Annotated in this window: 14 protein-coding genes; 8 read left to right on the top strand and 6 right to left on the bottom strand. The window is 56.3% G+C overall.

What is annotated here, in order from left to right; genetic code table 11:
* The first annotated feature begins 265 nt into the window (after positions 1–265).
* The 3 genes from ISS99_RS10515 (at position 266) to ISS99_RS10525 (ending at position 2226) form a co-directional block, all read left to right on the top strand.
* Positions 266–1099 (top strand): sterol desaturase family protein, encoded by an 834-nt coding sequence (locus ISS99_RS10515; RefSeq protein WP_239537828.1) that lies wholly within the window; start codon positions 266–268, stop codon positions 1097–1099.
* Between the two features lie 65 nt (positions 1100–1164).
* Positions 1165–1509 carry a hypothetical protein gene (locus ISS99_RS10520; protein WP_204631556.1) on the top strand — a complete coding sequence of 115 codons (345 nt, stop codon included), beginning with the start codon at positions 1165–1167 and terminating at the stop codon, positions 1507–1509.
* Between the two features lie 51 nt (positions 1510–1560).
* Positions 1561–2226 carry a DUF3313 domain-containing protein gene (locus tag ISS99_RS10525; protein ID WP_204631557.1) on the top strand — a complete coding sequence of 222 codons (666 nt, stop codon included), beginning with the start codon at positions 1561–1563 and terminating at the stop codon, positions 2224–2226.
* Positions 2227–2496: 270 nt separating this feature from the next.
* On the opposite strand, the gene ISS99_RS10530 is transcribed toward ISS99_RS10525, so the two are convergent.
* Positions 2497–3408: a LysR substrate-binding domain-containing protein gene (locus tag ISS99_RS10530; RefSeq protein ID WP_204631558.1), complete on the bottom strand. Its 912-nt coding sequence runs from the start codon at positions 3406–3408 to the stop codon at positions 2497–2499.
* 129 nt (positions 3409–3537) lie between these two features.
* Here ISS99_RS10530 and ISS99_RS10535 point away from each other — a divergent pair, with 129 nt between their 5' ends.
* The 3 genes from ISS99_RS10535 (at position 3538) to ISS99_RS10545 (ending at position 6873) form a co-directional block, all read left to right on the top strand.
* Positions 3538–4410, top strand: a complete 873-nt coding sequence (locus ISS99_RS10535) for an NmrA family NAD(P)-binding protein (protein ID WP_204631559.1) — start codon at positions 3538–3540, stop codon at positions 4408–4410.
* A 42-nt stretch (positions 4411–4452) separates the two neighbouring features.
* Positions 4453–4839 (top strand): DoxX family protein, encoded by a 387-nt coding sequence (locus ISS99_RS10540; protein ID WP_204631560.1) that lies wholly within the window; start codon positions 4453–4455, stop codon positions 4837–4839.
* A gap of 354 nt (positions 4840–5193) precedes the next feature.
* Entirely contained in the window at positions 5194–6873 is a 1680-nt protein-coding gene (locus ISS99_RS10545; RefSeq protein ID WP_204631561.1) for an ABC-F family ATP-binding cassette domain-containing protein, read from the top strand.
* 151 nt (positions 6874–7024) lie between these two features.
* Here ISS99_RS10545 and ISS99_RS10550 read toward each other — a convergent pair whose 3' ends face one another.
* From ISS99_RS10550 to ISS99_RS10565, 4 genes are all read right to left on the bottom strand, one after another.
* Entirely contained in the window at positions 7025–7681 is a 657-nt protein-coding gene (locus ISS99_RS10550) for a hypothetical protein (protein WP_204631562.1), read from the bottom strand.
* 300 nt (positions 7682–7981) lie between these two features.
* Positions 7982–8143 (bottom strand): hypothetical protein, encoded by a 162-nt coding sequence (locus tag ISS99_RS10555; RefSeq protein WP_204631563.1) that lies wholly within the window; start codon positions 8141–8143, stop codon positions 7982–7984.
* Positions 8112–9350, bottom strand: coding sequence for a DUF2235 domain-containing protein (locus tag ISS99_RS10560; protein WP_204631564.1), 1239 nt, complete (start codon positions 9348–9350; stop codon positions 8112–8114). Before ISS99_RS10560 ends, ISS99_RS10555 begins: the two co-directional genes overlap by 32 nt.
* 156 nt (positions 9351–9506) lie before the next feature.
* Positions 9507–9914: a hypothetical protein gene (locus tag ISS99_RS10565; protein WP_204631565.1), complete on the bottom strand. Its 408-nt coding sequence runs from the start codon at positions 9912–9914 to the stop codon at positions 9507–9509.
* A 772-nt stretch (positions 9915–10686) separates the two neighbouring features.
* Here ISS99_RS10565 and ISS99_RS10570 point away from each other — a divergent pair.
* Positions 10687–10920, top strand: coding sequence for a DUF7336 domain-containing protein (locus tag ISS99_RS10570; RefSeq protein ID WP_204631566.1), 234 nt, complete (start codon positions 10687–10689; stop codon positions 10918–10920).
* 157 nt (positions 10921–11077) lie between these two features.
* On the opposite strand, the gene ISS99_RS10575 is transcribed toward ISS99_RS10570, so the two are convergent.
* Entirely contained in the window at positions 11078–11497 is a 420-nt protein-coding gene (locus ISS99_RS10575) for a YciI family protein (protein ID WP_284343750.1), read from the bottom strand.
* Positions 11498–12180: 683 nt separating this feature from the next.
* On the opposite strand from ISS99_RS10575, the gene ISS99_RS10580 reads away from it, so the two are divergent.
* Positions 12181–13032: a helix-turn-helix transcriptional regulator gene (locus ISS99_RS10580; RefSeq protein ID WP_204631568.1), complete on the top strand. Its 852-nt coding sequence runs from the start codon at positions 12181–12183 to the stop codon at positions 13030–13032.
* Positions 13033–13139: the final 107 nt, after the last annotated feature.

Here is a 13139-nt window from a genome sequence, read left to right on the forward strand (position 1 = left end):
ATGCAGCCACCCGCGAGCGGCGATACAGGTCGCCAGGGCGAGGGTGAACCCAGTCATTGCGCGGGTGCTGCCGCTATTGCCCCTGGCGCCCCGGGCGCTACCGCAAGGGTGCCGATTTCCCCAATAAGAACAATCATCTGGGCGGTGTAACAACCTGTTACAAAGTTGGCAGGGGAAGACATTTCCAGGTTACGAGTCGGGACCAAGCTGTTCTCAAGGCGCAAGACCTACAGCGCTCACAAGTCCTCACTCCAGGTACCGTGTCATGCCAAACATGCTTCATCACGCCCATTCGGTCCACATCCCCGGATTCCTGCCGATTGCCGCGATCCTCGTGGTGCTCGAAATGCTGTGGCGCCTGCTGGTGGCCGGCAAGAGTTACAACTTTCGCAGCGCAGCCAGCACGATGGTCATCGCCCTGGGTCACTCCGTTATCGAAGGCCTGGGTGCGCTGATGCTCGCGCCAGTGTTTGCCCTGGTGTGGCATTTCGCACCGTGGCATTTCTCGATGCATGACTGGCGTGTATGGGTCATCGGTTTCTTCGTCGTCGAATTCGCTTATTACTGGTATCACCGCTTCAGTCACGAAGTGCGCTGGATGTGGGCCAGTCATGCGGTGCACCACTCGCCGGAAGAGATGAACCTGCTCACCGCCATCCGCCTGGGCTGGACGAGCCTGATCTCGGCCGGTTGGCTGGTGTATCTGCCGGTGATGTTCCTGGGTTTCGATCCGCGGATGGTCATCATCCTGCTGGCGTTGGACCTGCGCTTCCAGTTCTTCCTGCACACCGAAGCGCGCATCCATCTCGGTCCGCTGGAATGGATTCTCAACACGCCGGCGCACCACCGTGTGCATCACGCGTCGAACGCACCGTATATCGACAAGAACTACGGCGGCGCCCTGATCATCTTCGATCGCCTGTTCGGCACCTTTGCCGCAGAACGTGAAGACGAACCCTTGCGTTACGGCCTCGATCATCCGCTGGGCACGCATAACCCGATTGGCATCGTGTTCGGCGAATGGCGCCGCCTGCTTTCCGATCTTCGCCGTGCGCCTAACTGGTATGCCGCTGCACGCATCGCCCTGGGTCGTCCGTAAGCAGTGCTTATCCATCGCGGCGATGCCGCGTGGCGTTTCCCCATTCCCCAAGAGAGATCCCCATCATGAACACAACACGCTATTTGCTAGCTGCCGCATTTGCCGTCGGAATCAGCGTTCAGTTGCCTTCCGCCTATGCCGCCACCGTCGTCACGTATTCGGCCAAGCCGGCTTACGCCGTGACCACCGTGCAGACGACCGCTCCCTATTGGGGTATCTACCCCGCACCCTGTTGCTATACCCGCGTAGTGGTAAAGGGCGCCGCTTCAACGGCAACCGTTACGGTGGTTCCCCCGCCCAAGCCGCCGGTGCGCGCGGTGTATGTGGCGCCGCCGGTAACCGTGTATCCGACGCGGGTCGTCTATCCGGCCACCGGGTATTACTCCGGCATGTATTACTACGGGCCGTGAGTCTGGGGAACCTTCATGAATAAAAGTATTGTGTTGCGATGCTTGTTGCCCATGCTGCTCGTGGTGGGTATGGCCGGTTGTGCCGCCACCACGCCGGTTCAATATCGAAACCTGGATTCTTCGGCACAGTTGGCGCCGAACTCGCAAAACCAAAGCAAGCACATCCCGTTCTATTACGCGTCACCGGACACGCAACTGACCAGGTACACCCGCGTGATGTTGGATACGGTAACGGTCTACGGCGGAGAAGATCAGCAATTCGGAACGTTGAGCGCGGTCGAACGACAGCAGCTCGCTGATTACATGCAGTCCCAATTCGGCCAGGCGCTTGGGCAAAAGTACGTGCTGACGTCGACAACCGGCCCGGACACGTTGCGCATCCACCTCACCCTGACCGGCGCTTCAGCCAGCGTGCCGGTGTTGAGCACGGTCAAGCAAATCGTGCCGGTGGGCGCGCTACTCGGCACGCTGAAAAGCGCCGCCGACAGGCCCTCCAGAACGTTGGGATCGGTCACGTATGCCGTGGAAATCTATGACAGCCAAAGCAACAAACTGCTGCGGGCGTTTATTGCGAAGCAGTACCCCGCGGCGGAAAACATTCCAGCCAGCCTGGGTGCTCTGGGTGCGGCCAAAACCGGTATTGAGAAGGGCGCTGAGGCGTTGTTGAAGCAGCTTCGTGAAGAGAAGGCGGGCGCGTCTTTGATTTTCAGGACATAGGCTGGTCAACGGATGAAACATCGTGGTTTGTGCATTACGTGCAAACTATGGTGCTTCGGACAATTGGACGGAACTCCAAAGTCCGTACGTTTTAGCAACTCATAGTCTGTGTCTTTGACGAACCCACGACACGGACTTTGCGTGCAATACAAATTCCAAGTTTGTGCACATTTCTTCAGATCAATGAGTTACCCATCGGATGAAGTCGTGAGTGTTGTGCGACTGAGCGGCATAGTTTGCGCGGTCATCCAGCTCTGTCGGAATCCCTGGTTATTTGTTGGGCACGGGGTTCGGCAGGTAATCGCCCGGCTTGAACGCCCTTCGCATTCGCTGCGTGGCGAAATCGACAAAAGCACGAAGTTTTGGCAGTGACTGACTTCGGCTTGGATAGTAAAGGGAGAGACCGGGAACCTCTTCACAATAAGGTTCGAGCACGGTCTGCAGACCTCCACTTTCAAGATGCGACATAACGAGCGAATGCGGCAGCTGGAAGAGCCCAACACCTCTCAATGCTGAGCGAATGCAGGCCTCGACGTCGTTGATTATAAGAGGCCCCTCGATATTCACCGTGATGCGCTCGCCATCGACGACAAATTGCCAATGATCGAGGGCTCTCACGGACTGACGGAGCAGGATGCAGCGGAAATTCTGCAGATCACGTGGTGATGCCGGTCGGCCATGCTTCCGAAACAAGGCCGGGGAGCCAACGACAACGAAGCGCTCGGGTGGCGTCAGCCACACCGCGACCATGTCGATCTGAACGAAATTTCCGAGACGTATTCCCGCATCGAAACCTTCTTCGACGATGTCGATGGGACGATCCTCGCCCACCAATTCAAGTTCGACGTTTGGGTGAGCGTCGAGAAAGTCGGGCAGCAAGCGATTCACCAGCAATGGCAGGGTTGGCCTGGGCACATTGATGCGTAGTCGGCCGGTGATCTCGCCACCCAAATCGCTGGCGGCGTCCAGCCCTGCCGTGAGCATGTCGACCGCCGGGCGAGCGTGGGCCAGCAGACGTTCGCCCGCTTCGGTCAGCCTGACGCTTCGGGTCGTACGGGAAAAGAGTGGCGCGCCTACGCGTTCCTCAAGGCTGCGTATCCCCTGGCTGACCGCGGATGGCGTGATACCGAGGTGCCGTGCCGCCGCTCGGAAGCCTTGGCACTCAGCCACGGTCAGAAACATGACAAGCCCATCCAGATGAGTGCGAGCGATTGTTAAGTTCATCTATACAGCCCGTTCCGAATGTACCTCGTAGTCGAATAATAGCGCAGGGGCTACCGTGAGCCATCGAACTAACGAAGGCGAACGCTCATGTTTTTGGTTATGGGAATTACGGGAAAAGTTGGCGGCGCGACGGCCACTCATTTGCTGAAGCAAGGCAGGAAGGTGCGTGCGCTGGTTCGCGACCGCGATAAGGCGGCAAGCTGGGCTGACCAGGGCGTCGAACTGGTTGAAGGCGACTGGAATGATGCGGCCTCCATCAAGCGGGCGCTCAAGGACGTCGATGGCGCGTTTGTCATGTTGCCTCCCATCTGGGCCCCCTCCCCGGACTTTAAGGAAGCCAAGGGCGTCATCGCGAACTATGTCGAGGCGCTCACCCACGTGTCGGTCCCGCGTGTGGTCGCCCTTTCGTCGATGGGCGCGAACCAAACCAGTGGGATGGGACTAATCACGGCCCTGTCGCTTCTGGAGCAGAGCTTTCGCGAGTTGAACTTGCCGATCGCCTACATGCGAGCCGGCGGGTTTTTCGAAAACTTCCTTTATGGCTTGCACACCGGCCAGGGCGGCACCTTGCCCGTCTTTTACGACCCCACAAATCGGAAATCGACCATGGTGGCGACCAACGATATCGGCGCGGAGATCGCAACACTTCTGAGCGGACCGGCTTGGACGGGACATCGGGCCATCGAACTCGGTTCAATGGTGAGCGCAGATGACGTCGCGGCACAATTAAGTGAAGTGATGAAGCTCGACGTTAGAGCCGTTGCCATCCCGCGGGCTGGTTGGGCGGGTGCATTTGAGCAGTTGGGCATTCCGAGAGGCCAGTCTGGCCCTGCTGAGATCATGTATGAGGCCGTTAACGCCGGAGGCATGGACATCGGGGTCGCGGGTACGGAGTACGTCCCGGGCGCGACGTCGGCGCGTGATGTTTTTGCGGCGGCCCAAAAGGCCGGTATCGCGTAGGTCTGCGGATCGATATCAGACTCATCATCCGAGGTCAGACCCATGTCCAAAATATCCTGGCGCCAAGCCTTACCTTTCGTTCTCGCCGCATTCTTCGTCGTGGGTTCACTCAGCAACATCGTCGCCCCGGGATCCATCTACGAGGAATACCTGCAATGGGGGTACCCGAGCTGGTTCCATTTCGTGACGGGCGCGCTGGAGTTCACCGCTGCTGTTTTGCTTTTTCGGGCGCCGAGTCGCCTATTAGGTTCGGCGCTCGGTTGCACTGTCATGCTTGCTGCCCTCGCGACCGTCATCGTCCACGGTGAGTACGGGCACGCTATACCGCCGTTTGTCGCGGCGACATTGTCACTTGTGGTCGGATGGACAAGCTGGCGCAAGCGGATGGCGTTATCAGCCATTGATCAGCACAGGCGGCAAGTTCAGTGATGAACAAAGGGGCGATGTGATTCTTCAGAACACATTTTCGAGAAACAGATCGGAATAAAGTGTTCTGGCCCCTTTTTACGCATCAAACTGCTGCGATTGGAGCGTACAAGAGTCTGTACATAGCGTTCCTCGGTATCGGCTGTCGTCCACGTCGCGCGCTTCCCAGGTATCGACCCATGCCAAAGGGTCATTCGCACCGATTTGTTGCGGGCAGGGCGAGCCATTACAATGACCGCCGACCCATCCGGTTTTCATGAGGTATCGTCCAATGCGCCAGTGATGTTGCCGTCTCTCCGACGGCCCTACGCCTTCATCCACAGGAATGAAGCGACGTTCGACATCACCGGAGCTTTCATGACGAACTATTCCCTGACGCTGCGCGGCGCAGCGTTTGCGTGGCCAGACGGCCGCGAACTTTTCTCGGGTATCGACCTGCAGCTCGACCAGCGCCACACCGGCCTGGTAGGGCGCAACGGCGTGGGCAAGAGCGTGCTGGCACGCCTGCTGGCAGGGCAGATCGAGCCCACCCAGGGGCATTGTGCCCGCGACGGAACCATCCACTACGTACCGCAGCAAGTGACCTGCCCGCCAGGTGCCACGGTTGCCGGGGTGGCCGGCGTACAAGCGGTGCTGGATGCGCTTGCGCGCATCGAGACCGGCGAGGTGCAGCCGGCGGACTTCGAGATCGTGGGCGATCGCTGGGATATGCGGCAGCGCTTGGCAATGCTGCTTGACGTACACGGACTCGGCCATCTCGAACCGGAGCGGGCGGCCGCCAGCCTCAGCGGCGGCGAGCTGACGCGCATCGCGCTGCTGGGGGCGTGGCTGCTTGAACCCGATGTATTGATACTCGACGAGCCAACCAATCACCTGGATCGCTACCAGCGTGATCTGTTGCTACAGAAGTTGCGCGCATGGAAAAGCGGGCTGCTGATCGTCAGCCACGATCGCGAATTGCTGGCGGAGATGCAGCGCACGCTGGAACTGTCGCCGTCCGGTATGCGCGATTACAGCGGCGGCTTCGCCTATTACGAACAAACCAGGGCGCAAGAGCAGGAGCGCGCCTTGCAGGAACTGGAACATCGCAAGGCGGAGCAACGCAAAGGTGAGGATGAGTGGCGAACGAAGCAGGAAAATTTGCAGCGCCGGCAAGCGCGTGCCACTCGCGATGGCCGTAACGCCAATCAGGCCGCCATCCTGCTGGGTGGGCGCAAGCAAAACAGCCAGATCAGCGCGGGCAAGCGACAGCGCGACTTTGACGCCAATCGGCATGAACTCGCGCAGCGTGTACGCGAAGCAGCGCTGCAAATACGCAAAGATGTGGAGGTGAGCTTGCAGGCGCCAGCGGCGCACGCCATGGCACAGCGCAAAGTCGCTACCTTGGAGAACGTACTGCTTCCATTCGGCACTGTCGCTGGCGGCAGGCTGGATCTGAAAATATGGGGAGGCCAGCGCATCGGTGTCACCGGAGCCAATGGCAGCGGCAAATCGACCTTGCTGAAGATGCTCGCCGGCATGATCCCTCCGGCGGCTGGGCACTGCGAAGTGCACGTTCCCGCAGCCTATCTCGATCAGCAGCTAAGCATGCTCGACCCGGAGTCCTCTGCGCTGGAGCAACTGCTGGCGGCCAATCCTTCCACCAGCCGGGCGACCATGCAGACCCGTCTTGCATGGCTCGGGTTGATCGGCGATACGGCCCTTGAACCTTGCTCCCGGCTCAGTGGCGGCGAACGCCTGAAAGCTGCATTGGCCTGTGTCGTGTATGCCGAGCAGCCTGCCGAATTGCTGCTGCTCGACGAACCTACCAATCATCTGGATCTGCATTCGATCGAGGCGCTCGAGCAGATGCTGGCCCAGTATTCTGGCGCCGTGGTGCTCGTATCGCACGACCAGGTATTCCTCGATGCGCTGGCATTGGATTGCCGCATCGGGCTGGCGGCGGACGGTTGCCATCTTGAGCTGGCGGAGCAGGACCTGGGCAGCAAAGGGGGCGGAACACAATTTCGGGGAACAGATCGATATAAAGTGTTCTGATCCTTTTTACGGTTAGGCCTGAACACGGCGCTAATGTTGACAACCAGCAGATGTTTCCAAGGTATGGAAGCTCGCGGCGCGGCGCCCAAGGTCGGCTTTCGCTGCGGAGCGGCAGTTGCCTTCGTCGCTCTGCCACTTTGGGTGGTGCACTTCAGAATTGAATTCGCCGAGGCGCTACAATTGGTTCCGGAGGCGGTGGCGGATTTACTTGCAAATTAGCTGCTAGTGGACAATCACTCATGTACACCACGGTCAGCATCTCCCGCTGTTCCCTTATGAAGGATATATACGAGGATGTACGACCCTTGTTTGGTCCTGAAGTGATAGTGGTCGTCGGGGAATAGGTCGGTTGCCCCCACCTGGCTAGCTGCACGATATCGCCCGCCAGCTTTTGTCTGCTTGGACACCAGGCCCGCTTTTTGTTGTTAAAACTTAGGCTTATAGCTCTATCACTCCGACCAGGGTGCTCGTCGTATGAACCCTGCGGGTTGAACTCTGTGTAGCTTCCCGTATTTCCTATGTGGTACGCCGCAAAGTTAGGGGCGACAGGAGATATTTTTTCGTGCGGGAAAGCCTTTTCCACATCAGCAAGCGTAATTTCCCAGTTAGGCTTGACCGCAAGTTTCAGAAATCCTAGCCAAAGACGCGCGTCGCTCGATGCACTTATTTCATCGCTCGCGGTATTAGTCTTGCCTGCCGGTTCCGACGTCGGGGTGGAAATCTGCTGTCCCAAAGCCGTCGACTGGCCGTTGGTCGCGATGATAATCGCGACGATAAACAAACCTTGCAATCTGTTATCTAGTTTCATGGAGATTTACCTCACGGGCGGCATGAGGTTTCCTTATCGCAACGGCAGTTATGCGGCTCGGTTCCATTATGTGATGCGATCAGTGCGGGTTGTGTCGTACCTTTTACCACAGGGGCAGGTCAACGCTGAGCGACAAGCGGACATTCGCTGCCAGCATGCGCATCTGCTCGGGGTCGACATATGCCTGCCGAAGCTCGTCCCAGCATCATCAAGCCTGTATGGTTGTAATCAGCCAGAATCGCCCAGTTTTGGTACAGACGAAGCAGCAGGCTATGGCCGTTGTCAGAACCAGCAGGATGTTCAGCGATCACCGGAATCGATGACCAGCTTGACCGGAATCTGCATTTGATACCATCTTTGCCAAGGCATGAAAGAATCCGCATGTTCAAATCCTATTCTTAAACCAATTTGCGATTCGTCTTCATCATTATCAACGTTCGCCAGTCGACGGCGGTGCTCCATTCGTCGACTCCGTTTCATAGCTTTCAGGGAGATTGCTAGGGGTGTAGCTCCTGTTTTCGCGAAGCCGCGCCTCCACAGACGAGTGAATGAGGCTACCCGCCCCGATAAATCGCGGCTCCCCTCGGGGCAGGTAGTGCCCGAACAGGCTGCGACGCCCGGGCCATTCCCGGAAACGGACGTTCTTGGGCAGCCATTCGACCAGTCGCCATGGCAGGGTCAATGAGCGATGCAGCGGACCATTTGGCGTAGGCGCCGTATATAGCTTGGCGTTCTTGCGCTTCTTGCCAAGCACCACGTGGTTCACCATGGCGCGTCGAATGCGAAGCCCCTTATCGGCTGCCTGCTCGAGCATCCAGTGCAAAGGATATTTTGACAGTGCGCTCTCGTCTTCGACGAAGCCCCCGCCAACATCCGAATGGCAACCTGCGAACCAAACTTGCCGAATATCTTGCGGAGACTCTGCCGTCGCTTTGGCATGTCGATTCGGCTTGAATGTCTGCGGATCACTCCAAGGCTCGACACGAAACATGCGCCGAAACTCGTCAATCGCCATGGCATGCCGAAATGTCGCAACCGCTGGATTGTTTGATGTGTGAGGAAGCTTTTGAAGCCGCATCTCGGAAAATGGCAATCGCCCTGGAACTACCACTGAGGCAACCGTATCCCAGACACCGAGGAAATGGATCGGCACGGGTTCCGGGCGCATGATCTCCCTGAAATCGCGCGCCAAAGCATAATCATCAGACGTGCTTGCCCCCTTGTAGGCCTTAAGTGCATAGCCGGCAAAATTCATTTGATGCTCGCGCAGCAGGCCAATGAGATAGAGCATGCCGGCAACAACTCGCACGGTGTAGGCTCCGCGACTGAAGCCAAACAAAAAAATGCGGTCGCCCTTACGGTAATGACTCGCGAGGAAGCAATAGGCGTTCAAGACATCCCGATCAAGCCCGTATCCCGTGCCCATCTCGAATAACGCACGCGCCTTCTGACGCCATTGGCCCCAGCTATCGGGCATCGCGACCGTACCGATGCCCGGTTGGTAGAAAACAATCTGGTGCTCGTTCTTTTCAGCTATGCGATAGAGCTTGAGAACATTCGAGATTTGTTTGCCTATCTCATTGCTCGTGCCGTCACAACAGACGACGAGATTGCGCGCTTCCACAGTGTCAGGTGACGCCTGGGCATCTTCCGTATGCTTATTTGTCATCAGTTGCCGCCAATTCAACGCCCATCATTGTCAGTAAAGGGGCGGAACACAATTTCGAGGAGCAGATCGGAATAAAGTTTTCCGCTCCTTTTTAGTGCCCCTGTTTGACCATTTTTCTCGCGGCCCCTGGTTTTGGTCGCATAAGTCAGAAAACAGCTAGTGAACATCATCGCCGTAACTCAGAACCCTTTTAAACAGGAAACTTCCCGAAGTTTCGGGATCGGTCTTTGATTGAAAAGCACCTTCTAATTTGACTCGCCCATGACCATGATTGGCCATGACCCATCTCATCATGTCACGCACTTTCCTGTTGTCATCGTCCCCGTCGCTGACAATGAGACGTAAGCCACCAAGCGAATTGCAATGTTCATCGAGCAAGTAACCGCCGTGAGGGCCAAGAACAAGATTGGCAGAAAGCGCCACTGATTGTCCTTCAAAGCTATTGGGTGATTTCAACAAATCGCATACGGTAACCGTTCGCTCCTGTGCATGAACGCCAATACCAGTCACACTAAGCGACGCGAAGAAAAATATGCTAAGACGTGATTTTTCTTTTGAAATCATAAGTTGATTACCTGGCAACGCATAGGCTCGATGCTGTAGTAACAAAAAAAGAGTCGGAACACAATTTCGGATAGTAGGACGGAGAAAAGGTGTTCTTCCCCATTTTTATATACCTTTTTATATCCACTTTTATATTTTTTTATAGTTTCATTTAATAGTTGAATTGCGAATCGCTAGCCCGGCGAAAAGGGAGGCAGCTTTAAGGGGCTACGCTGCACGTGGCGGACAATGTGTTGAGCTCGGTTTTCTGACTGACTCCGAATCAGTAAAAATGCATAAGTCCCGAAAAGGTAGGAACTGTCTCCGTAACGATCAATACCACATTGGCGGATCATCCGTTGTTGGTACCAACCTTCATCCGTATCGCATTGCCATGCGATGGCGGCGGCGCATAGCCGATCAACTCTTTACTCATCCAGAAGTACAATTGCCGGGGACAGCACGGTTTATCTTTAAGGCAATTCCAGAGCTTGATCATGCGTTTCTACGTAACTGTCTCAATCTGAGCGACTTGCAGTTCGTAGTATCAAAGGTTGCGGCACATATTTAACGCATGGACTCATTTGACAACATTCGCAAAGCTATCGAGGCGACTAAGGACTTTGCCACCCGCCTTATGAATGATAAATATGGCCAAGGAAATTGGAAGAATGGCTCCGGTTCGGAGTTCAATCAAATACAAAAATGGGCTGACCGCAGCTTCATGAATCCTTAGTGAGCCTTGGCGCCTTAATGTTATTTCTAATGATCAATTTCGTAATTGGTAACTGCCATGACTAGCGTATTTGTTCTGCACCACACATACGGAAACTCTGAAAGTGAGACCTACAAACTGTTAGGAGTTTTTAGCTCGGACGCGTCTGCTCAATCTGCAATACTGAAATATTTGCGCTTACCTGGATTCATCGACTACCCCGATGGTTTCGAGGTTACGGAGTACCTCATTGATGAGGCGCAATGGATCGAGGGATTTGGTTTTGATCTCCTGGATGATGTTGAGGAGTGATTCGCAAATGTTTCATAGGCTGGAAGTGCCGTAATCTCCGGGGCAGTCCACCCGACATCCCCCGCCTAGAGTGGCGGGATGCTTTGGAGTCCTTTGTCACCGTAACTGCTTTGCATAGTCCGCGGGTGTGAGCCCGCCCAATGGCTTTCACTGCGAGTCACTTTTTATCGCCGAAATTCTCGGGCATCTCATTGCTCAACTTGAATGCGCTGGCCCGTTCCTCTTCAATGGGTCGAACCTCGTAGGTCAAACCGCAGGCCAGGCAGGGATTTTGCGCGGCAAGTGCCGCAGCTTCTGACAAGTTGGCGGCCAGGAAGAACCAGTAGCCGCCCACGACCTCTTTGCCTTCGGCAAAGGGGCCGTCGGTCACGCCGCTGCTTGAGACAATTTTCGCTTCTCTGGCGAGTCGCTGTCCCGACTTCATCACCCCTTCGCTGACGAGTCGATCGTGCCAGACGTAGAAGTCGTCAATCGCTTTCTGTATTTCATCGAGCGATCTGTCTTTATCCCACTGCCCGCGGGAGATGACGAGATACTCCGATGTCGTGTCGATCGTGGATTCTGGCGGTGGTGCCACGTGTTCGTCCTCGAGGTTACAGGGCCTAACTACCGAATAGACAGGCGTTCGCGTCCGGATATACATCTGCAAACTTGTTCCGGCCTGCCTGCTTAGTTTGAGTCAGCCGTATCGGCGTCGCATGGGAGCGACGAACGGGCGTTTCGGGAATCGACATGGTGTGGCGAATGTCCCGGACGATGGGCTGCAAGCGGCCATGAGGCCTTATCGCCTGTTAGATGAGCCTGCCGCGGTTTTATAAAAACTTGGATGACTGCTTTGGACCCGGAACACCATTCGATCGTCAGGCTGGTGGCTTGGCGTTGATCGCCAATTGAGCCGCGAAAGCCCGTTTGTAGGCGGCCCGCTTTTCGCCGCGGGCAACATAGGCAACCATTCGATGGATGGAGTCCGCTCCGATAGGTGCGGGAACCTGGATCTTCTTGGTGTTAGTGGACAGAACCTCATAGTCTGTACCGTTTAGCACCCCATAGTTTGTGCATCTAAGTACGCAGGAACACAGACTATGGGATCAGCTGGGACCCATAGTCTGTGCATGTTTTTATGAATCAATGAGTTAACACTTGGGATGTCTGGGAAAAGCGACCCGGTAGAACCCCATAGTGTGTGCATTCAGCCGTCAACTACAGGCGGAAAAAGGACGGAATCTCGGCTAGGCGAGTACACGACACAACGTGGCATGGATGACCATGCTGGTTCATCGGGAAAGGGGGATGACAATGGCACCGCATGATGCAAGCCGTTTCGAGCAGCCGGCGCTTGACGCTGCGCTCCGAGAAGAGGTCCATAGCGTATGGGACAAGCTGTCGGATTTCGGCGCCGATCAGTCTGCCGCGGCCGTCAATTATCTGATCACATTTCTCTGTGGTCGGGTCGAGGCTTGGAACGCCACATGGGCCGGCGGGATCTGCTTCGCCGGCGGACGTGAAGACGATCCGCTAAAGGGGTGGCGCGTCGGAGCCATGCAGGCCTTGCATGCCATCGAACCACATACCGACGACGGGCATTTCAAGGAAATCCTGCGGATATGGGACCGGCGCGAAATCGATCCGTCGTTTCTCCTGCCGATGCAAGGCCTTGGCAAATTCCGCACTTACTCCTTTCGGCGGGAGTTGCCGCAAGCGTGGTTCGATTCCGCTTTTTACGAACGTTACTACGCCTCGGTCGGCACCTACGATGCCGTTTTCGTCGCCTTCCCTATTAACGAGGACTGCGAATCGCATTTCGGTTTTTATTCGCGCAAGACCTTCAGCGATGTGGAGATCGCAGTGCTCGCCTATGCGCTGCGCGGCATCAAGTGGTTTCACCGCCATCTGCTGCTAGGCCATGGACTGTTGATGGTGTCCTCGCCGCTGACGCCAAGCGAACGCAAGATATTGCAGCTGCTCCTGACCGACGCAACGGAGAAGCGCATCGCCAGCCAAGCTGGCATGACGCCAGCCACCACCCATCAATACATCGTCGGCATTTACCGCAAGTTCGGCGTGTCCAGCCGTGCGGGCCTGATGAGCCTGTGGTTGAACCGCTGCGGCTGACGTCTTCCAAGGGAACTCTCATACCTACTGTTTAGTAGGGCAGACAGTCAGCCATCTCATGGATATCTTCGCTGCCTAATGTGACGTGTATCATGTAACTAACACGG

Source organism: Dyella mobilis (assembly GCF_016904945.1).
In the GTDB taxonomy this organism is placed as follows: Bacteria; Pseudomonadota; Gammaproteobacteria; order Xanthomonadales; family Rhodanobacteraceae; genus Dyella_B; species Dyella_B mobilis.